The organism is Sphingopyxis sp. LK2115, assembly GCF_014595975.1.
In the GTDB taxonomy this organism is placed as follows: domain Bacteria; phylum Pseudomonadota; class Alphaproteobacteria; order Sphingomonadales; family Sphingomonadaceae; genus Sphingopyxis.
On the sequence record NZ_JABWGQ010000039.1, the window covers coordinates 56,868 to 76,242 of the forward strand.

General features: G+C 66.1%; 20 protein-coding genes and 1 tRNA gene. 10 read left to right on the forward strand and 11 right to left on the reverse strand.

All coding sequences use genetic code 11. The annotated features are described in order from the left end of the window. Positions 1-49: 49 nt before the first annotated feature. Entirely contained in the window at positions 50-820 is a 771-nt protein-coding gene (locus HUW43_RS06860) for a glutaminyl-peptide cyclotransferase (RefSeq protein ID WP_188236686.1), read from the forward strand. Between the two features lie 79 nt (positions 821-899). On the opposite strand, the gene HUW43_RS06865 is transcribed toward HUW43_RS06860, so the two are convergent. From HUW43_RS06865 to HUW43_RS06880, 4 genes are all read right to left on the reverse strand, one after another. After that, the gene (locus tag HUW43_RS06865; protein ID WP_188236687.1) at positions 900-1,577 is read right to left on the reverse strand and encodes a DJ-1/PfpI family protein; all 678 of its coding nucleotides are present in this window, start codon (positions 1,575-1,577) and stop codon (positions 900-902) included. Between the two features lie 143 nt (positions 1,578-1,720). Then, on the reverse strand, positions 1,721-1,906 hold the full coding sequence (locus tag HUW43_RS06870; protein WP_223181352.1) for a hypothetical protein: 186 nt from the start codon (positions 1,904-1,906) through the stop codon (positions 1,721-1,723). A 90-nt stretch (positions 1,907-1,996) separates the two neighbouring features. After that, positions 1,997-2,293, reverse strand: coding sequence for an entericidin EcnAB (locus HUW43_RS06875; protein ID WP_120218601.1), 297 nt, complete (start codon positions 2,291-2,293; stop codon positions 1,997-1,999). Between the two features lie 182 nt (positions 2,294-2,475). Then, a complete protein-coding gene (locus HUW43_RS06880; RefSeq protein ID WP_120218602.1) occupies positions 2,476-2,802 on the reverse strand; it encodes a hypothetical protein in 327 nt (108 codons plus the stop codon). 228 nt (positions 2,803-3,030) lie between these two features. Between HUW43_RS06880 and HUW43_RS06885 the strand changes: the two genes are divergently transcribed. The 5 genes from HUW43_RS06885 (at position 3,031) to HUW43_RS06905 (ending at position 9,933) form a co-directional block, all read left to right on the forward strand. Further along, positions 3,031-4,017, forward strand: a complete 987-nt coding sequence (locus HUW43_RS06885) for an ArsR/SmtB family transcription factor (protein WP_188236689.1) — start codon at positions 3,031-3,033, stop codon at positions 4,015-4,017. Next, complete coding sequence (metF, locus tag HUW43_RS06890; protein WP_188236690.1) at positions 4,014-4,952, forward strand: methylenetetrahydrofolate reductase; 939 nt, start codon at positions 4,014-4,016, stop codon at positions 4,950-4,952. The genes HUW43_RS06885 and metF overlap by 4 nt, the downstream gene beginning before the upstream one ends. Then, on the forward strand, positions 4,949-5,998 hold the full coding sequence (locus tag HUW43_RS06895; protein ID WP_188236691.1) for a homocysteine S-methyltransferase family protein: 1,050 nt from the start codon (positions 4,949-4,951) through the stop codon (positions 5,996-5,998). The genes metF and HUW43_RS06895 overlap by 4 nt, the downstream gene beginning before the upstream one ends. Before the next feature lie 151 nt (positions 5,999-6,149). Next, the gene (gene metH, locus HUW43_RS06900; protein WP_188236692.1) at positions 6,150-8,771 is read left to right on the forward strand and encodes a methionine synthase; all 2,622 of its coding nucleotides are present in this window, start codon (positions 6,150-6,152) and stop codon (positions 8,769-8,771) included. Positions 8,772-8,973: 202 nt separating this feature from the next. Continuing rightward, a complete protein-coding gene (locus HUW43_RS06905; protein ID WP_188236693.1) occupies positions 8,974-9,933 on the forward strand; it encodes a right-handed parallel beta-helix repeat-containing protein in 960 nt (319 codons plus the stop codon). Between the two features lie 108 nt (positions 9,934-10,041). Here the strand turns inward: HUW43_RS06905 and HUW43_RS06910 are convergent, their stop codons facing one another. The 5 genes from HUW43_RS06910 to HUW43_RS06930 form a co-directional block, all read right to left on the reverse strand. After that, complete coding sequence (locus tag HUW43_RS06910; RefSeq protein WP_188236694.1) at positions 10,042-10,548, reverse strand: YbjN domain-containing protein; 507 nt, start codon at positions 10,546-10,548, stop codon at positions 10,042-10,044. Between the two features lie 141 nt (positions 10,549-10,689). Continuing rightward, complete coding sequence (locus tag HUW43_RS06915; RefSeq protein WP_188236695.1) at positions 10,690-11,010, reverse strand: accessory factor UbiK family protein; 321 nt, start codon at positions 11,008-11,010, stop codon at positions 10,690-10,692. 36 nt (positions 11,011-11,046) lie between these two features. Beyond that, the gene (locus tag HUW43_RS06920; RefSeq protein ID WP_188236696.1) at positions 11,047-11,598 is read right to left on the reverse strand and encodes a TspO/MBR family protein; all 552 of its coding nucleotides are present in this window, start codon (positions 11,596-11,598) and stop codon (positions 11,047-11,049) included. A 61-nt stretch (positions 11,599-11,659) separates the two neighbouring features. Beyond that, on the reverse strand, positions 11,660-12,400 hold the full coding sequence (locus tag HUW43_RS06925) for a TlyA family RNA methyltransferase (protein ID WP_188236697.1): 741 nt from the start codon (positions 12,398-12,400) through the stop codon (positions 11,660-11,662). After that, positions 12,400-14,463 carry a protein-disulfide reductase DsbD family protein gene (locus HUW43_RS06930; RefSeq protein ID WP_188236698.1) on the reverse strand — a complete coding sequence of 688 codons (2,064 nt, stop codon included), beginning with the start codon at positions 14,461-14,463 and terminating at the stop codon, positions 12,400-12,402. Before HUW43_RS06930 ends, HUW43_RS06925 begins: the two co-directional genes overlap by 1 nt. Positions 14,464-14,554: 91 nt before the next feature. Between HUW43_RS06930 and HUW43_RS06935 the strand changes: the two genes are divergently transcribed. Then, positions 14,555-16,243 (forward strand): alkaline phosphatase family protein, encoded by a 1,689-nt coding sequence (locus HUW43_RS06935; RefSeq protein WP_223181353.1) that lies wholly within the window; start codon positions 14,555-14,557, stop codon positions 16,241-16,243. 15 nt (positions 16,244-16,258) lie between these two features. Beyond that, entirely contained in the window at positions 16,259-17,089 is an 831-nt protein-coding gene (proC, locus tag HUW43_RS06940) for a pyrroline-5-carboxylate reductase (protein WP_188236699.1), read from the forward strand. 51 nt (positions 17,090-17,140) lie between these two features. Here proC and HUW43_RS06945 read toward each other — a convergent pair whose 3' ends face one another. Continuing rightward, a complete protein-coding gene (locus tag HUW43_RS06945) occupies positions 17,141-17,653 on the reverse strand; it encodes a MarR family winged helix-turn-helix transcriptional regulator (protein ID WP_188236700.1) in 513 nt (170 codons plus the stop codon). Positions 17,654-17,729: 76 nt separating this feature from the next. Between HUW43_RS06945 and HUW43_RS06950 the strand changes: the two genes are divergently transcribed. After that, positions 17,730-18,815: a branched-chain amino acid aminotransferase gene (locus tag HUW43_RS06950; protein WP_188236701.1), complete on the forward strand. Its 1,086-nt coding sequence runs from the start codon at positions 17,730-17,732 to the stop codon at positions 18,813-18,815. 57 nt (positions 18,816-18,872) lie between these two features. Then, positions 18,873-18,947, forward strand: a tRNA-Gln gene (locus HUW43_RS06955). A 95-nt stretch (positions 18,948-19,042) separates the two neighbouring features. On the opposite strand, the gene HUW43_RS06960 is transcribed toward HUW43_RS06955, so the two are convergent. After that, positions 19,043-19,189: a hypothetical protein gene (locus tag HUW43_RS06960; protein ID WP_188236702.1), complete on the reverse strand. Its 147-nt coding sequence runs from the start codon at positions 19,187-19,189 to the stop codon at positions 19,043-19,045. Positions 19,190-19,375 lie beyond the last annotated feature (186 nt).

Genomic DNA, 19,375 nt, shown 5'->3' on the forward strand with positions numbered 1-19,375 from the left:
GGCCGTTCCGTCATTGCCTGTTCAGGCCAAGCCGCATAGCCAGACGGGGATGATGTTCGTTGTCGCCATCGCGCTTGCGCTGTTCGCCGATCCGCCGGCCGAGGCCACCCCGCCGCCGTCGGTCGAACGCTGTGGCTACCGCATCATCCAATCGCTTCCGCACGACCCGTCATCCTTCACCCAGGGCCTGTTCTGGCACGACGGGCATCTGTACGAAGCGACGGGGCAGTATGGCCGGTCGCGCGTCGCTCGGCTCGACCTCCAGACAGGCAGGGCGCTCGCGGAAACGCCGTTGCCGCCCGACCAGTTCGGCGAAGGCATCACCCGCTGGGGCGACCAGATTATCGGCGTGACGTGGAAAAGCGGCATCGGCCACCGCTGGCGGATCAAGGATCTGAAGCCGCTTGGCACCTTCCGCTATGCGGGCGAGGGGTGGGGGGTGACGATGGTCGGCGACGATCTGGTGCTCAGCGACGGAACGCCGCAGCTGCGCTTTCTGGACCCGACGACGATGGCCGAACGGCGCCGCGTCACCGTGCGCTTGGCCGGGCGGCCGGTCGCGATGATCAACGAGCTGGAGACGATCGACAATCAGGTCTGGGCGAATATCTGGATGACCGATTTCATCGTCCGTATCGACCCTGTGAGCGGCGACGTCGCCGCACTCGTCGACCTGTCGGGGCTGAAGGACGACGCCGGGGTGCGGGGCACCGACAGCGTGCTCAACGGCATCGCCTGGGACGCCAGGGCAAAGCGGCTCTTCGTCACCGGCAAATACTGGCCGAAGCTTTACGAAATCGCGCTTGCCGATTGCCGCTAGAACGGCGAGCGTTTTACCGGAGCCATTTTCCGCTCGACACGAACGGAATCGAAGCGTTGCCGATCTGGCGCACGACGCTCTAGCTGCGGAGCGCCGCCTCCATCCGCGCCGCGGCGGCATCATAGGCGCGCGCTTTCAACCCCGCGGTCACTGCGGCAGGAGCCCGGTCGGGATGGCCGCCGACGAAGGGCGGCGCGGGATCATATTCGATGGCAAGCTGAATCGCCTGCGCCACCGCGGCGCCCTTCATCCGGCCAATCAGCGTCAGCGCGAAATCGAGTCCCGACGTAACGCCGCCACTCGTTACGATTTTTCCATCCTCGACGACACGGCCGGGTTGATGCGCGGCGCCGACGAGCGGCAACAAATGGGTATAGGCCCAATGCGTCGTCGCGCGCTTGCCCGCCAGCAGCCCTGCACGCCCAAGCAGGAAAGCGCCGGTGCAGACGCTTGTGACCCAGGCGGCGCCTGCGGCCTGGCGGGCGATGAAATCGATCGTCGCGGCGTCGCCCAGCGCCTCGGCCACGCCATGGCCCCCCGGCACGCACAGGATGTCGGCCTGCGGCGCGGAGGCGAAATCATGCGTCGGCACGATGGCAAAGCCGCTGTCGGTCGCAAGGGGCGCGAGCGTAGCGGCGGCGCCTGCGACCACTGCCCCCGGCATCCGGCTGAGCGCCTGCGCGGGCGCGGTAAAATCGAGTTGGGTGACGCCGGGAAAGAGCAGGAAGATGATGGTGGTGGTGGAATTGCCGGTCATCGGATGGTCCTTTGCCTATCGTGGGTCATCCAGGCGCGCGCCTTGAGGCCAAGCGCGCCTGCTTTGCCGCGCGATGGAACACCATCTGCAAGCGCCCGTTGCGGAGTTTCCAAGCTTGGCGCGGTGACACGGCGGCAAGAAGTCTATTTGACGGCGCCGGTCTGGTCCGCCTGCTCCCCCGCGTCACCGCGGTCGCGGCTTTCGAGCATCGCCGCGGCATCGTCGAGCGCCCTGGCTTCGCTGACGGTCACCCCGCCGGGTCCGGGTTCATTCTCGGTGCGGCTGCAACCGGGGCCGAGGCTGGCCAAGGCCAGGGCCATGACGCTCATCGCTTTTTTCCTCATCGCTCTGCTCCCATGAAAAAGGGCTCCACCCTTGCCGAGTGGAGCCCCATATCAGCCCGAAGGCGAAGCGGCGACTTATTGCTTGTCGTTGGCTTCGGCCTTGGCGGTTTCTTCGGCAATCTTGTCGCCGGCTGCTTCGGCTGCATCGCCGGCGGCGTTCACCGTGCCTTCGATGGCGTTGCCGGCATCGTCGGCGGCTTCGGCGGTCGCGGCAGCGGCGTCGGCGGCGCCTTCGGCCATCGCGTCACCCGCGGCTTCGACATCTTCACCCGCCGAAGCGGCGGTGTCGGCGGCGGCGTCCTGGGTCTGTTCCGAGCAGGCGGCGAGGCTGAAGGCCGCGGCGGCCATCGAAGCGATAATCATCTTGCGCATGGGTTTCCTTTCGAATGCAATGGCCACCGGGGCCATGGGGTGAGACCTAACGACCGTTCCGCAGCTTGGCAACCACGCTGCTTAACGGTGCAACAGCCGCGACATGGCCTGAATGAATAAGGGGGATCGTCGGCAAGCCGACAACCCCCCTTCGTTAACAGGCCGATAAAGCCGGAAAGAAATTACTTCTTGGCTTCTTCCATCGCGCCCTTGGCGGCGTCGGTGGCTTCCTTGGCCGCGTCGGCCGCTTCGGCAGCCTTGTCGGCAGCCGTGGCGGCGTCACCAGCAGCGGCGGCATCGCCGGCGGCATCGGCGGCGGCAGCGGCGTCGCCCGCAGCGGCGGTCGCGTCGGCAGCGCCTTCGGCCGCTTCCATCGCGCCGTCTGCCGCGCCTTCGACGGTCGCGGCGGCGTCATCGGTGGCAGCTGCGTCGTCGGCAGCCTTTTCGGCGCAGGCGGCAAGGCCGAGCGAAGCGGCAAGGACGAGCGACAGCGTGATCGATTTCTTCATGTGGGAATACCCCTCTCAATTGAACTGACCGACCGGCACAGGAACGGATCGATCCCGAATATTGCCAATCGCGCGCAGAATTACCGCCTCGCTGAAATGGGTGCAATGGCCTTTTTGCCTCGTTCCCCGCCTTTCATCCCAATCGGCCGATGGGCTGCGCCCGCACCGCGGAAATCGCGGGATGCGACTTGGTTGACCAGATATAAAGAAAGCTTTATATGACACTCCATGAGCGAGCTGATCGACATTTTCCGTGCCCTGGCCGACCCGACCCGCCTGCGAGTCGTCGCGCTGCTGCGCGAGATGGAACTGGCGATCGGCGAACTGGCGGTCGTGCTCGACCAGAGCCAGCCGCGCGTTTCGCGCCACGTCCGTATCCTCGTCGAAGCCGGGATCGTCGAGCGGCGACGCGAGGGGAGCTGGGTCTTCTTGCGGATCGTCAGCGAAGGGCCCGTTGCCGAAGTGATCGCGCAAGCCGATAACTGGCCTTTTTCGCCGCGCGAGAGGCGCGTGATCGCGCACGATGCGCGGCGTTTGGCGGCGGTCCGCGCCGAGCGCGCGGCGGCGGCCGAACGTTATTTTGCGGAACATGCCGCCGAATGGGATGCGATCCGGTCGCGCCATGTCGCCGAAAGCGAGGTCGAGGCGGCGATGCTGGCGATGATGCACAACCGTCGCCTGGGCCACCTGCTCGACATCGGGACGGGAACCGGGCGGATGGCGGAGATTTTCGCGCCGACCGCGCGCCGCATCACCGCGCTCGATCGCAGTCCCGAAATGCTGCGCATCGCACGCGCCAAGCTCGAACGACAGTCGGTTCCGGTCGACCTGCTTCAGGGCGATTTTCTGGAATTGCCTGTGGCTGACGCGAGTATCGACAGCATCGTCATTCACCAGGCGCTGCATTTTGCGCACGAACCCGATCGCGTGATCGCCGAGGCCAGCCGGGTGCTGCGCGGCGGGGGCCATTTGCTGATCGTCGATTTCGCACCGCATGAGGATGAGGAATTGCGCACCCTTGCCGCGCACGCGCGCCTTGGCTTTTCGGACGCGCAGATCCGCGGCTGGTTTGCTTCGGCGGGCTTGCTGCTCGAAACCACGCAGACGCTCGAAGGCGGGACGCTCGCCGTCAAGCTGTGGCTGGGCCGCCGCCGGAGCGATCAGGATCACCCCCCCGTCAGCGATGGCAAACAAAGTAAAAGGCTCGCCGCATGACCTCGACCCTCGACGCGCTGGCAGAGGCGCGCCGCGCCGCGGCGTCGCCGCTTTTTGCCAATCTGGACGGTGATGTCGGCGTCAGCTTCGAGTTTTTCCCGCCAAAATCGGCGAAGATGGAGGCGCAGCTGTGGGAAACGTTCCGCACGCTCGAACCGCTTGGCCCCAGCTTTGTGTCGGTCACCTATGGCGCCGGCGGATCGACGCGCGAGCGCACCCATGCGACGGTCGCGCGCATCGCGGCGGAAAGCCGCGTTCCGCCCGCGGCGCACCTGACCTGCGTTGACGCGTCGCGCGCCGAGATCAATGCTGTCGCGCGCGCCTATTGGGATGCGGGCGTCCGCCATGTCGTCGCGCTGCGCGGCGACATGCCAGGCGGCGAGCCTTACCGCCCACACCCCGATGGCTATGCCAATGCGGTCGAGCTTGTCGCCGGGTTGAAGGCGATTGCGCCGTTCGACATCTCGGTCGCCGCCTATCCCGAAGTGCATCCCGACGCCGACTGTCCGCAGGCCGACCTCGACAATCTGAAGCGCAAGCTCGACGCGGGCGCTAACCGCGCGATCACGCAATTCTTCTTTTCGCCCGACAGTTATTTGCGTTTTCGCGACAATGCGGCGGCGGCGGGTATCGACGCGCCGATCATCCCCGGCATCCTGCCCGTTTCGAACGTATCGCAAACGCGGCGGATGGCCGACATGTGCGGCACCGCGATCCCGGCGTGGATGGTGTCGCTGTTCGACGGGCTTGACGACCATCCCGCGGCGCGACAGCTTGTCGCGGCGACGATTGCCGCCGAAATGTGCCGCCGCCTCTATGCGGGCGGCGTGCGCGATTTTCATTTCTACACGCTCAACCGCGCCGAGCTCAGCTACGCCATCTGCCACTTGCTGGGGCTGCGGCCGGTATCGACCCGAAAGGATCAGGCAGCATGACCAGCGCAAGAGAAGCTCTCGCCGCCGCGGCAAAGCAACGCATCCTGCTCACCGACGGCGGCTGGGGCACGCAGATCCAGAACCGCAAGCTGGACGAAAGCGATTATGCCGGGTCGCTGGGGCTGAGCCATGACCAGAAGGGTAATAACGACATCCTCGCGCTGACGCGGCAGGATGTGGTCACCGCGATCGGCGAGGCCTATCTCGCGGCGGGGTCCGACATCGTATCGACCAACACCTTCAGCGCCAATCGCATCAGCCAGGCCGACTATGGCGCCGAGGCGCTGGTCGCGGACATCAACCGTGAAAGCGCCCGACTGGCGCGCGAGGCCGCCGACAGATTTGCGGCGCTCGACGGCCGCCGTCGCTTCGTTGCCGGCGCCGTGGGACCGACGAACAAGACGCTGTCGCTGTCGCCCGACGTCAACAATCCCGGCTTTCGCGAGATTGATTTCGACGAACTGAAGGACGTCTATCTGGAACAGGTGGTCGCGCTTGCCCAGGGCGGCGCCGATTTCATCCTGATCGAAACCATCTTTGACACGCTCAATGCCAAGGCCGGGATTGCCGCAACGTTCGAAGCCGAAGCGAAGGTCGGGCGCGAACTGCCATTGATGATTTCGATGACGCTGACCGACCTCAGCGGCCGCAATCTGTCGGGGCATACGGTCGAGGCGTTCTGGTATGCCGTCCGTCATGCAAAGCCGTTGACGATCGGCCTCAACTGTTCGTTCGGCGCGGCGCAACTGCGTCCGCATGTAAAGGTCTTGTCCGATCTGGCCGATGCGCTGGTGATGGTTTATCCGAACGCGGGCCTTCCCAACGAACTCGGCCAATATGACGAGCTGCCCGAAACGACCGCGGGCCTGGTGCGCGAATGGGCCGAACGCGGGCAGGTGAACATCCTTGGCGGCTGTTGCGGTTCGACGCCTGAGCATATTGCGGCGATGGCCAGGGCGATCGAAGGATTGGCGCCGCGACAGCTTCCCGACGTGCCGGTGCGCACACGCCTTGCGGGGCTGGAGCCATTCACGATGGCGGCGTGATTTAGCCCCTCCCTTTAAGGGGAGGGGCGGTGAGACCTGGCCCGCGCCAACCGGGCCTTTGGTCGAGCGGGGCGGGGCCATCGGCCTTGCGCAACCTCGACAGCCCCATCCCAACCCCTCGCCGGAAATCGAGGGGCATCAGAAGAAGACGATGACCGAAACCCTGTCCTCCTCCACCTTCGTCAACATCGGCGAACGCACCAATGTCACCGGTTCGGCCGCGTTCAAGCGGATGATCCTGGCGGGCGATTATGCGGCAGCGGTCGAGGTCGCGCGCCAGCAGGTCGAAAATGGCGCGCAGGTCATCGACGTCAATATGGACGAAGGGCTGCTCGACGCCGAACATGCGATGACGACCTTTCTGAAGCTCATCGCTGCCGAACCCGACATCGCGCGCGTGCCCGTCATGATCGACAGCTCGAAATGGGAGGTGATCGAGGCCGGGCTCAAATGTGTCCCCGGCAAACCGATCGTCAATTCGATCAGCATGAAGGAAGGCGAGGCGCAATTCCTCGATCATGCAAGAAAGTGCATGGCCTATGGCGCCGCGGTCGTCGTCATGGCGTTCGACGAGGTCGGGCAGGCCGACACGAAAGAGCGCAAGGTCGAGATTTGCGAGCGCGCCTACAATCTGCTCATGACCATCGGTTTCCCGCCAGAGGATATCATCTTCGACCCCAATATCTTTGCGGTCGCGACGGGGATCGAGGAGCATGACAATTATGCCGTCGACTTCATCGAAGCGGTAAAGGAAATCCGCGTCCGCTGTCCGCACGCGCATTTTTCGGGCGGCCTGTCCAACCTGTCGTTCAGCTTTCGCGGCAACGAGACGGTGCGCCGCGCGATACACAGCGTCTTTCTCTATCACGCCATCCCGGCGGGACTCGACATGGCCATCGTCAATGCGGGGCAGCTTGACGTTTATGACACGATCGACCCCGAATTGCGGAACGCCTGCGAGGATGTCATCCTCAATCGCAAGGTCGGGGGCGAGGCGGAAAGTCCCACCGAACGGCTGATCGCGCTCGCCGAACGCTATAAGGGCAAGGATGCCGCGCAGGAAAAGGCCGCCGAGGAATGGCGCGGCTGGCCGGTCGCCAAGCGCCTTGAACATGCGCTGGTCAAGGGCATCGACGCCTATATCGTTGACGACACCGAAGAGATGCGCCTCGCGATGGACCGCCCGATCGAGGTGATCGAAGGGCCGCTGATGGACGGCATGAACGTCGTCGGCGACCTGTTCGGGTCGGGCAAGATGTTCCTGCCGCAGGTCGTCAAATCGGCGCGCGTGATGAAAAAGGCGGTCGCGCATCTGCTTCCCTTTATCGAGGCGTCGAAGGAGCCGGGCGCGAAGGGCAAGGGCAAGGTCGTGATGGCGACCGTCAAGGGGGACGTCCACGACATCGGCAAGAATATTGTCGGCGTCGTGCTCCAGTGCAATGGGTTCGAGATCGTCGACCTGGGCGTAATGGTGCCGTGGACCAGGATATTGGAGGCGGCGAACGAAAATGACGCGGACATGATCGGCCTCAGCGGCCTGATCACCCCATCGCTCGACGAGATGGTGACGGTGGCCGAGGAAATGCAGCGCGCGGGGATGACGATGCCGCTGCTGATCGGCGGCGCGACGACGTCAAAGGTGCACACGGCGCTGCGCATCGACCCTGCCTATGAGGGGCCGGTGCTCCACGTCCTCGACGCCAGCCGCGCCGTCGGGGTTGCGACCGCGCTGGTCAGCGACACGGGCCGCGATGCCTATGTGAAGGGGTATAAGGACGATTATGCCCATCTTCGCGACGTGCGCGCGGGCAAGGGGCAGAGCGTGCTGCTCAGCATCGAAGAGGCGCGCGCCAATTTTTACGACGCCTATCTCAGCGACAAGCCCGCGCCGCCATTGCAGCCCGGTCTCCACCGCTTCGACGACTGGCCGCTCGATGATCTGCGCGACTATATCGACTGGACGCCCTTTTTCCGCGCGTGGGAACTGCACGGAACCTGGCCGTCGATCCTCGATGACGACGTGGTCGGCGAAACGGCGCAAGCGCTGAAGGCCGATGCCGACGCGATGCTCGACCGGATCATTGCGGAAAAATGGCTGACCGCGCGCGGCGTCTGCGCCTTTTGGCCGTGCGCGCGGCACGGCGACGATGTCGTCATCCACCTCGCCGAGGAGGAGCGCCATGTGACGCTCCCCTTCCTGCGCCAGCAGATAAAGAAGAGCCGCGACCGCGCCAATATGTGCCTCGCCGATTTCATCGATCCGGCAGGCGACTGGATCGGCGGCTTTGCGGTCGGCATCCACGGGATCGAGCCGCATTCGGAACGCTTCCGCACCGACAAGGATGATTATTCGGACATTTTGCTCAAAGCGCTCGCCGACCGTTTCGCCGAAGCCTTTGCCGAGCGGCTGCACCAGCATGTCCGCACGACGCTGTGGGGCTATGCGCCGGGGGAGCAGCTGACCAACGAGGCGCTGATCAGGGAGGAATATCGCGGCATCCGTCCGGCACCGGGTTATCCGGCCTGTCCCGATCATAGTCTGAAGCCGATCCTGTTCGATCTGCTGGGCGCGGGGGATAATGCCGGGCTGTCGCTGACCGAAAGCTTTGCGATGCTGCCGACCGCGGCGGTCAGCGGCTTTTATTTCGGCCATCCCGAAAGCCAGTATTTCGGCGTTGCGCGCATCGGGAGTGACCAGCTTGAGGATTATGCGCGGCGGCGCGGGGTCGACCTGGAAACCGCGAGGCGCTGGCTGCGGCCCAATCTGGATTGAGGCAGCGACAGCGGCGCGCCCCTGCGAAGGCGGGGGCGATCACCGATCTGTGCCAGTTTGCGCGGGTCAGTGGTGTGTCCCCGCCTTCGCTGGGACACACGGGTGTAATGATTGCGCAACCATCCGTCCGAAAGCGAGACACGCCCACGGTTAACCAGCTTCGCGAACGACCGCCGGGCCAAAACAGGCTATAGGCGTGCCCATGCTCAAGTCGCTTCTTCATCGGCCTTTGCTGCCGCTGCTCGCCCTGCCGCTGCTCGTTGCGCCCGCGCCGCTGCCCGCACAGACCGGCGGCGCGCCCTATCAGATCGACGGCCGCGGCTTTACGCGGTTGCAGGATGCGGTCGATGCGATCGGCGAGGGCGAGGGCGAGGGAATCATCCGCATCGCGCCCGGTTATCACCGCGACTGCGCCGTCCAGACCGCGGGGCGGATCGCCTTCGTCGCCGCCGAACCCGGCCGCGCGATCTTTGACGGGGTGACGTGCGAGGGCAAGGCGGCGCTGGTGCTGCGCGGCGCTGGCGCACGCGTCGACGGCCTGGTGTTCCAGAATATGCGCGTGCCCGATGGCAATGGCGCGGGCATTCGGCTGGAAACGGGCGACCTCGATGTGGTGAACGCCATGTTCCGCAACAGCGAACAGGGCATATTGACGGCGGACGACCCGGATGCCGCGCTGACCATCGACCGTTCGACCTTTTCGCGGCTTGGCCGCTGCGACCGCGGTTTAAGCTGTGCGCACAGCGTCTACACCGGCATCTATGGCCGCGTGACGGTCACGCGCACGCGTTTTGAAAAGGGCAGCGGCGGCCATTATCTGAAAACGCGCGCGATCGCGGTCGATGTAAGCGACAACAGCTTCGACGATACGCAGGGCACAGGCACCAACTATATGATCGACCTGCCGTCGGGGTCGGTGGGGCGGATCGCAAATAATCTGTTCGTGCAGGGGCGCGACAAGGAAAATTATTCGGCCTTCATCGCCGTTGCCGCAGAAGAACGAAAGAATCCCTCACGCGGGCTTGTCATCGAAGCCAATCGGGCGAGCCTGCCCGCGGGAATGGGCCGCCGATCGGTATTTGTCGCCGACTGGAGCGGCGAGGCGCTGGCGATCGGCGCGAACGAGCTGGGCGCGGGGCTGATGCGGTTCGAGAAACGATAGCCGACGCTGCCAACCTGCTCGTGTCGGGCGAAGTCGAGATCCCGATCGTTCGGGCTGGAGGTTGCGGGGCATTCGCCGTCGCTTGATGCGAACGGAAACCGAGGCGGACTATGCCTCGCCGCGCGTTTCGATCAGCGACGCCGCCAGCGCCTCGGCGGGGGTCTTGCCACCCCACAGCACGAACTGGAACACCGGATAAAAGCGCTCGCATTCGTCGATCGCGCTTTCGACGAGCGTTTCGGTGAGGTCGAGCGGCAGCGTGCCGTCGGCGCCGAGCAGCATTCCGTGGCGATAAAGGATCGTGCCGCTGTTCGACCACAGCTCGAAATGGCCGAGCCATAGCTGCTCGTTGATCATCGCCAGCGCCTCGTGGGCGACGGCGCGCTTGTCCTCGACAACGCGGATGTCGGGAAAGGCGAGGAGCTGGACCACGCCATCGTCGGCGCGCCAAACCGCGCGCAGTTCATAGGTCGTCCAGCTGCCCTGCGCGGTCGCGACAATCTCGTCCTCGCTGACCATCTCGTGCGGCCAGTCGTGCGCCGCGAAATAAGAGGCGAGCATGTCCATCGGTGCCGCGTCCTGGCCGTCGTCGTCTTCGTAGATATCGTCACTCATGGGCGCGCTTTAGCGAGAGTTTGGTCCGGTGGCGAGTCATCGACGCAAAACGTCGCCGCCGCAAAGGCGCGGCGGTCAGCAGGCTTGTCCTGCGTCGCCGAGTCAACCGACAGTCGCCCCTCCTTCGCGGGGGGCGACGCCTTACTTTGCCTTGGGCGCGGCCTTGGCCTTGGTCGCTGCCGCTGGCTTTCCCGCCGTCGACTTTGCCGTCGCAGCCGGCTTTGCCGCGGCTTCCAGCTTGTCGAGCCGGGCTTTCAGCGCTTCGGCTTCGGCGCGCGCGGTCGCCGCCATCTGCTTTACCGCCTCGAACTCTTCGCGGCCGACGAAATCCATGCGCCCGACAAACTCCCTGGCGCGCTCGCGCATCGCGGCCTCGGCCTCGCGCCCGGCGCCCGCCACCGTTCCGGCAATGCCGTTCACCATCTTCGCGAGGTCGTCGAAAAAGCGGTTTTCGCTCTGCATGTCTGATATTCCTTCGTCGGGGACAGCCCCTTGCCTTCAACCTATCTGGGTGCTGGCGGCGGCGGGGACAAGGGTTTCGGCGTCAGGATTGCGCTGGTCGATCTGGAAATTGAGGATCGCGGCAAAGCCGAGCCAGACCATATAGGGAACGAGCAGCCACGCTGCGGCCTTGCGGATCGGTGCAAAGGCAAAGGCGGTCGCGATCGTCACCATCAGGATGAAGATGATGAGGTAGAGCGCCTTCGTTACTTCATGCTGACCGAAGAAGAGCGGCGACCAGGCGAAATTGGCGATCAGCTGCACGAAGAAGAGCAACAGCGCGAAACCGCGCCCTTTTGCGCCGCGCGCGTGCAGGATCATCGCGAGCGAAAGGCCGAGCAGGATGTAAAGGATCGGCCAGACGACCGCAAACACCCAGCCCGGCGGCGTGATCGCGGGCAGGTCGAGCGCCGCGAACCAGCGATTGTCATAGCCGCTGTTCGAAAGGACGCCCATCAGGCTGCCGATCAGGACGATGGCGGGCACGGTGACGAGCGCCCAGCGGAGGTAGGACATGCGAAGCTGGCCCGGAGTTGCGATTTCGGTCATGTCGGCATTATCCCCCACCCGCGAATCCGTTGCATTTGTGTCGCGATCGTGCGGGGCATCGTCAAGTCGTTCGCCTGGTCGCCGCGATCAGAAACTCGACATTGCCTTCAGGTCCGGTGATCGGGCTTTCGACAAGGTCGGCGACGGCCCAGCCTTCGCCGGTCAACCAGTCCTGCACTTCGGCGCAGATGCGTGCATGGACGGCCGCGTCGCGCACAACGCCCTTCTTTCCGATCTCGTGGCGCGCGGCCTCGAACTGCGGCTTGATCAGCGCGACGAGACGCGCGCCGGGCCGCGCGAAAGACATCGGCACCGGCAGCACTTTCGCCAGCGCGATGAAGCTCGCGTCACAGACGATCAGGTCAACGGGTTCGGGGATATGGTCGGCGGTCAGGATACGCGCGCTCGTCTGTTCGTGGACGATCACGCGATCATCCTGTCGCAGTTTCCACGCAAGCTGGTTGGTCCCCGAATCGACAGCGTAAACCCGCGCAGCGCCGCGGCTCAGCAGCACGTCGGTGAAGCCGCCGGTCGATGAACCGACGTCGATCGCGACTGTGCCGCCCACGTCCCAACCCAGATGGGTGAGCGCGTGGTCGAGCTTGATCCCGCCGCGCGAAACCCAGGGATGGTCGCGGCCCTTGACGCTGATTTCGGCATCTTCGGCGATCTGCTGACCTGCCTTGTCGATCTTGCGGTCGCCAACAAAGGCGAGGCCCGCGAGGATCAGCGCCTGCGCGCGCGTCCGGCTTTCGGCCAGGCCGCGGTCGACGAGCAGCTGATCGGCGCGCTGCTTGGCCATCAGCGTTTTGCCTGGTCGACGAGCATCCCCGGTGTCAGGATTTGCGGCAAAATCACGGGTTTGTCCGCACCGGGCGCATACCAGAGGTAAAGCGGCACGCTGTTGCGGCCATGTTCGGCAAGCGTGCGCGTGATCACGGGATCGCCGTTCGTCCAGTCACCGACCAGGGTGACGACGCCGGCTTTGTCGAACGCCGCCTGCACCGCTTCGCGATTGATCACGCCCGCCTCGTTCGCCTTGCACGACAGGCACCAGTCGGCGGTGAAATAGACGAAGACGGGCTTGCCCGCGGCGCGCGCCCTGGCGAGCGCATCGGGCGAGAAGGTCGTGCCGGCGCCCGCGGCGGTCCGTTCGGCCTTCGCCACTTCGGCGACGGTCGCGCCAAGGCTGACGGTGAAGAGAAGGCCGGAAACGATCAGGAGCCATGATCGCCGGTCGCCGCGCTGGACCGCGCCATAATGGATGAGCAGCACGAACGCCATGGCGACGGCGATGGCGGGCCACACAAGCTGCGCGCCGCTACCGAGCTGGCGCCACAAAAGCCAGGTCAGCGCGAGTGTCGTCAGCCCCATCGGCAGCGCCATCCAGCGCCGAAACCTGTTCATCCACGGCCCCGGTTTCGGCAACCGGTTGCGGAGCGCGGGGACAAGGCCGATCGCAAGGAACGGCAGGGCAAGCCCCAGCCCCAGGCCGCCGAAGATGGGCAGCGCCGCCCAGGCGGGCAGCGCCAGCGTCGCGCCGAGCGCCGCGCCGAGCAGTGGCCCGCTGCACGGCGTCGCGACGAAGGCGGCGAGCGCGCCGGTCCAGAAGCCGCCCGTCGCGCCGCCGCGATCCGCGAGCGCCTGTCCACCGCCGAACGAGGGTAATTCATAGAATCCCAGCAGGTTGAGCGTAATCGCGAGCGCAAGGATCAGCAGCGCGAGCACGCTCACCGGATGCTGGAGCTGGAACGCCCAGCCGACCTGCTCGCCCGCCGCGCGCAATGCGAGCAAAGCGCCACCAAGCAGCAGGGCGGTGATCACGGCGCCCGCGGTATAGGCCAGCGCCTCGACCCTGGCCGTTTGCACCGCGCCGCCCGACCGCGCGAGGCTCAGCGCCTTCAGGCTCAGGATCGGAAAGACGCAGGGCATCAGGTTGAGGATCAGCCCGCCCACAATCGCGCCGCCAAGCGCGGTCCAGAACAGGCGCATGTCGATGCCCGCCGTCCCCGCCGTCATGGGTTCGCCCGCCGCCGCCACCGTGCCTGGCGCAAGCGTCAGCGAAAGACCGCGCCCGTCGCCGGTCCTCAGCAGCGCCGCCACCGGCCCCTCGCGCGTCCCCTTGGCGCGCGCCTCGACGATGATGCGATCGCCATTGCGGCTGATGCGCTGCGGCGCGGCATAGTCGATCACATCCGGCGTCTCGACGAACAGGTGCGGCTTGTCGATCGCCACGCTGGCGGGAAGGGGGATGGCGAAACGGACATTGTCGCCGCGCCGTTCCCAGCTGCCCTGCCGGTCGAGCGGCTGGGGCAACAGCGCCCGCCACGAATCGAAGCGCGCGCGCGTCCCGGCGGGGATCCTTCCGTCGCCCGCTTTCAGACTGACGGAGATCACCGCCTTTTCGGGGACGCACACCTTGTCGGTGCAGGCGAGCCAGTTGGCGACCCCCGACAGGGTCAGATCGGTTCCCGGCGCGACCGAGCGGTCGACGCTGAGTTCGGCGAGCAAGGCATAGGGATGTTCATAGACATGGTTCATCATGCCAAAGAGGATCAGCGCGTCGGGGACCGGATAACGAAAGGGCGCGACGCGCACGCCATCGGGCAGATTCCAGTCGACCGTCAGCCCGAAGCCCGCGTCGCCGCCATTGACCCAATAGCCGTGCCACGGCTTTTCGGGGGCCATCGTCAGCGCAAGCGTCGTCGTGCCGCCGGGCGCGGGCGCCGCCGATTCGGCGACCAGCCGGGGCGTGATGTGCGTCGCCTGCGCGTGCGCGGGACCGGCGGCCAGCCCCAGCGCGGCAAGCAAGGCGGCCAGCGCCCATCCGATGCGTGTCACAAAAGCCTCACTCGCCAATTTCATGCTCCGTCCGCGGTCGTTCGCTTTCCGAAGGCTTGCCATATAGGCGGCTTTCGTCGAGAGGACAGCCCGCGCTGACACCCACCCGACGGAGATGCCGCCCGTGAAGCTCAAATATCCGATCGCCGCCCTGATGGGCGCGCTGTTCCTCGCCGGCACCGGACCCACGGTTGCGCAGCAGGCTCAGTCGGCCGCGACCACCGCAGCCACCGCGACCGCCGCAACCCCGGCGCCCAAGCTGCTCGTCGTGATCGCGGTCGACCAGTTTTCGGCCGACCTTTTCGCCGAATATCGCGGCCGCTTCCGCGGCGGCCTGGCGCGGCTCGCATCGGGCGTCGTCTTTCCTTCGGCCTATCAGGCGCATGGCGCGACAGAGACCTGCCCCGGCCATTCGACGATCCTGACCGGCAGTCACCCCGCGCGCACCGGCGTGATCGCGAACAATTATTTCGACCTGTCGGTCGCGCGCGCCGACAAGCGCGTCTATTGCGCGGAGGATGAGACGGTGCCGGGCACGAGCTCCGGCGGCGGCCAATATGCGCCGTCGGTCAAGCATCTGCTCGTCCCGACGCTGGGCGACCTGATGAAGGCGCGCGATCCGCAGGCGCAGGTCGTGTCGGTCGCGGGCAAGGACCGCGCCGCGATCATGATGGGCGGGCACCGCGCCGACGAGACGCTGTGGCTCGCGCCCACCGGCCTTGCCAGCTATCGCGGCACCGCGCTGTCGCCGACCGCCCAGCGCGCCGGCACGGCGATCGCCGCGGCGATCAACCAGCCGCGCGGGCCGCTGACGCTGCCCGCCGAATGCGCCGCGCAGGACATCGCCATTCCGCTTGCCAATGGCGCCTCGGTCGGCACCGGGCGCATGGCGCGCGAAGCCGGCGACTTCCGCCGTTTCATGGCGTCGCCCGAAGCCGATGGTGCGGTGCTCGCGGCCGCCGCGGCGCTGCGCCAGGCGCGCCGGATGGGGGAGGGGAGCGGCACCGATCTGCTCATCGTCGGCCTGTCGGCCACCGACTATGTCGGGCATGGCGCGGGGACCGAAGGCAGCGAGATGTGCCTGCAACTCGCGGGGCTCGACCGCGAGCTGGGCGATTTCTTCGCGCGCCTCGACGCGGCGGGAATCGACTATGCCGTTGTGCTGACCGCCGATCATGGCGGCCACGACCTGCCCGAACGCAACCGCCAGAACGCCTGGCCTGACGCGCAGCGCGTCGACAAGGCGCTCGACCCCGAAGCGCTCGGCCGGGACGTCGCCCAAAAGCTCGGCCTGCCGCAGCCTTTGCTTTATGGCGAGGGTGGCGATTATTATCTGTCAAAGGCGCTGACCAGCGCGCAGCGCGACGCGGCGCTTGCCGAAATCCTGCCGCGCCTGCGCGCGCATCCGCAGGTCGAGCTGGTCGCGACGCGCGAGGAACTCGCGGCGCATCCCATTGCGAGGCGCCCCCCCGATATGTGGAGCGTGATGGATCGGCTTCGCGCTTCCTTTCACCCCGATCGTTCGGGCGACTTCATCATCGCGCTGAAGGCCCGTGTCACCCCGATCGCCGAACCGGGTATCGGCTATGTCGCGACGCACGGGTCGGTGTGGGATTACGACCGCCGCGTGCCGATGATCTTCTGGCGCAAGGGGATTGCCGGTTTTGAACAGCCCAATGCCGTGATGACTGTCGACATTCTGCCGACGCTCGCGGCGCTGATCGGCCTGCCGGTCGATACGGGCACCATCGATGGCCGCTGCCTCGACCTGATTTCGGGTCCGGGCAACAGTTGCCAAAAGTGAAGAGAATAAGGGGCGATGACGCGTAATTTGAAGGGGTTTGCCGACCGGATGCTGCTGGTCGGGTGCGGGAACATGGCGGGCGCAATGCTCGATCGCTGGCTGGTGGCCGGGCTGGACACCGCGGGGGTGGCGATTGTCGATCCCGTTGCTGCGCCACGTGAAGGCATCGCCCGATTCGCCTCGCTCGCCGAATGGCGCGCGGCGGGCGGCACCGCCGACTGGATCATGCTCGGCATGAAGCCGCAGCAGCTTGGCGAGGTGGCGGGCGACCTTGCCGATATCGTCACCGGCGGCACGCACCTCCTCTCGATCCTCGCCGGCGTTTCGCTTGCCGACCTGGCCGCGCGCTTTCCGGGCGCGAAGGCACAGGTGCGTATCCTTCCCAACCTTGCCGCGCGCATCGGCGCGGGCGTGTCGGCGGTGGCGAGCAGCGGTGACGCCGACATGGCGACCGTCGCGGCGCTGCTCGACCCGCTCGGCACCGTCGTAGCGCTGGCCGACGATTCGACGATGGACCTCGTCACCGCCTTTACCGGCAGCGGTCCGGCCTTTGTCTTTCGCCTGATCGAATCCTATGCGGCGGCGGGCGAGCGGCTGGGGCTGCCCGCCGAGGACGCGCTCAAACTCGCCACCGCGACCTTTGGCGGGGCCGCCGCGCTCCTTGCCGACAGCGGGGAAAAGCCGGGCGCGCTCATCGCCCAGGTCGCGAGCAAGGGCGGCACGACGCAGGCGGGCCTCGACGTGCTCGACAGCGACGGCCAGCTCGCCGCGCTGCTCACCAATGTGCTGCGCGCGGCGCGCGATCGCGGACGCGAGCTTGCCGACATTGCGCGCGGCGAGGGCTGAGCGCCCTTAAACCCGTTCGTGTCGCGCGATGCGGACGGAATCGGCCTTTGCCTAGCCCGCATCCCTGCCCAGCATCGCGATGCGCCGGCGGTCGCCCGCGGGGACCAGGGCTTCGCTGACTTGCCAGAATCCCGTCACTGCCTGTTGCCCGGCGTGGGTATAGGCGCGGCTCATCGTGTCGCGCAGCGCGCCGAACAGTTCGCGTTCGACGACGCGCCCCGCGTCGGTCAGGCGCAGTTCCTTGGCCCGCCGGTCGCGATTGCCCGGCCGCGTCGTCACCAGGCCGCGCGCATCGAGATCCTTGATCACGCGGCCGAGCGATTGCTTGGTGATGCCGAGCAGCGCCAGCAAATCCGAAATGGTCAGTCCCGGCTGGCGCGCGATGAAGTAAAGCGCGCGATAATGCGCACGCCCCAGATCCTTTTCGGCAAGCCGCGCGTCGATTGCGCGCCATAGCGAGGCATGGGCAAAGAGCAGAAACTCGATGCCGCGACGCACTTCTTCCTCGCGCAAGAAAAGGGCAGAGGCGGCGGGCACTTGTGAAAGAAAATTGTCATCGGCCATGGTCGCTACCGTTGCGCGCCGCGCCCGTCTTTGGCAAGAGGCGCGCTCCATAAACCGCCAGCAACAGGTGTCATCAATGTCCGCTCCCGCCTTCGTCCGTCTGCCCCACCCCAATCCCGTGGCCGACGACATGCGCGCGGCGGCGATCGCCGATCCGGCGTTCGGGCGGGTTTTCACCGATCATATGGTGTCGATCCGCTATACGGAGGGGCAGGGCTGGCACGAGGCGCAAGTGATGCCGCGCGGGCCGCTGACGCTCGATCCGGCGACGGCGGTGCTGCATTATGCCCAGGAAATCTTTGAAGGGCTGAAGGCTTATCGGCTCGACGACGGGTCGATGGCGCTGTTCCGCGTCGAAGCCAATGCCGCGCGCTTCAACGCCAGCGCGCGCCGCATGGCGATGGCCGAACTGCCGGAGGAACTGTTCATCGCGGCGGTGAAGGAAGCCGTCGCTGCCGACGCCCGCTGGTTTCCCCCGGTCGATGGCGGCGCGCTTTATCTGCGGCCCTTCATGTTCGCCAGCGAGGTGTTCCTGGGGGTCAAACCCGCGTCCGAATATCGCTTCCTCGTCATCACATCGCCGGTGGGCAATTATTTCAAGTCGGGCGCGCCGGCGATCTCGCTCTGGGTGTCGGAGGACTATACCCGCGCTGCGCCGGGCGGCACGGGCGCGGCGAAATGCGGCGGCAACTATGCCGCAAGCCTGATCGCGCAGCGCGAGGCGATCGCCAAGGGCCATGATCAGGTCGTCTTTCTCGACGCCGCCGAGCATCGCTGGATCGAGGAACTGGGCGGCATGAACATGTTCTTCGTCTTCCATGACGGCAGCCTCGTGACGCCGCCGCTGACCGGCACGATCCTGCCCGGCATCACCCGCGACGCGATCATCACGCTGGCGAAGGACGCGGGGTTGACGGTGCGCGAGGAACCCTATGCGATCGACCAGTGGCAGGCCGATGCGGAAAGCGGCCGCCTCACCGAAAGCTTTGCCTGCGGCACCGCAGCGGTGGTCACCCCGGTCGGCAAGGTGACGCGCGGCGAAACCAGCTTCACCATCGGTGCGGGCGGCCCCGGACAGGTCACCGAAATGCTCAAGGGCAAGCTCGTCGACATCCAGCGCGGCCGCACCGCCGACCCCCATGGCTGGGTCACGCGGATCTGACGCGCGCCGCCTTGCCATTGATGGCGCGGACGCTATAGACGCGCTCGCACCGGCCGTTGGGGCGTAGCCAAGCGGTAAGGCAGCGGTTTTTGGTACCGCCATGCGCAGGTTCGAATCCTGCCGCCCCAGCCAGCCGGTGTTTCCAGAGGCGCTGATAAGGCCGCAGAATCCCTCACATAAACAGACAAAAAACGATCGGTTATTACGAGGCGGATTCGCGATCTCGCTCAGGTCGCCACGTTCCAGCTCGACCCGTTTTGGTCATTTTTATACAGGTTCCCAGCAGGCGCGTTGCCGACGATAGCGATCGGCACTTCGCGGTGGCGCCGCTGCGTCTGGGTGCCGGGCGAAGGCCAGTCGTGCTGCCCGGCCATTTCCGTCGTCTCGCTCTCTGTCTGCAATCGCGCCAGTCGAATTGCGGCTCTATGCAAAGCCCAACACGTCGTTAAGCATGTTGCTGAAGCATATTCTCACATCGCTCCGGCATCGTCGGCGCGATGTTTGCGCGGTTTCATCTTTCGGCGGTCACCAGCATGGCCGCGCTGGCTTTGACAGCTGCG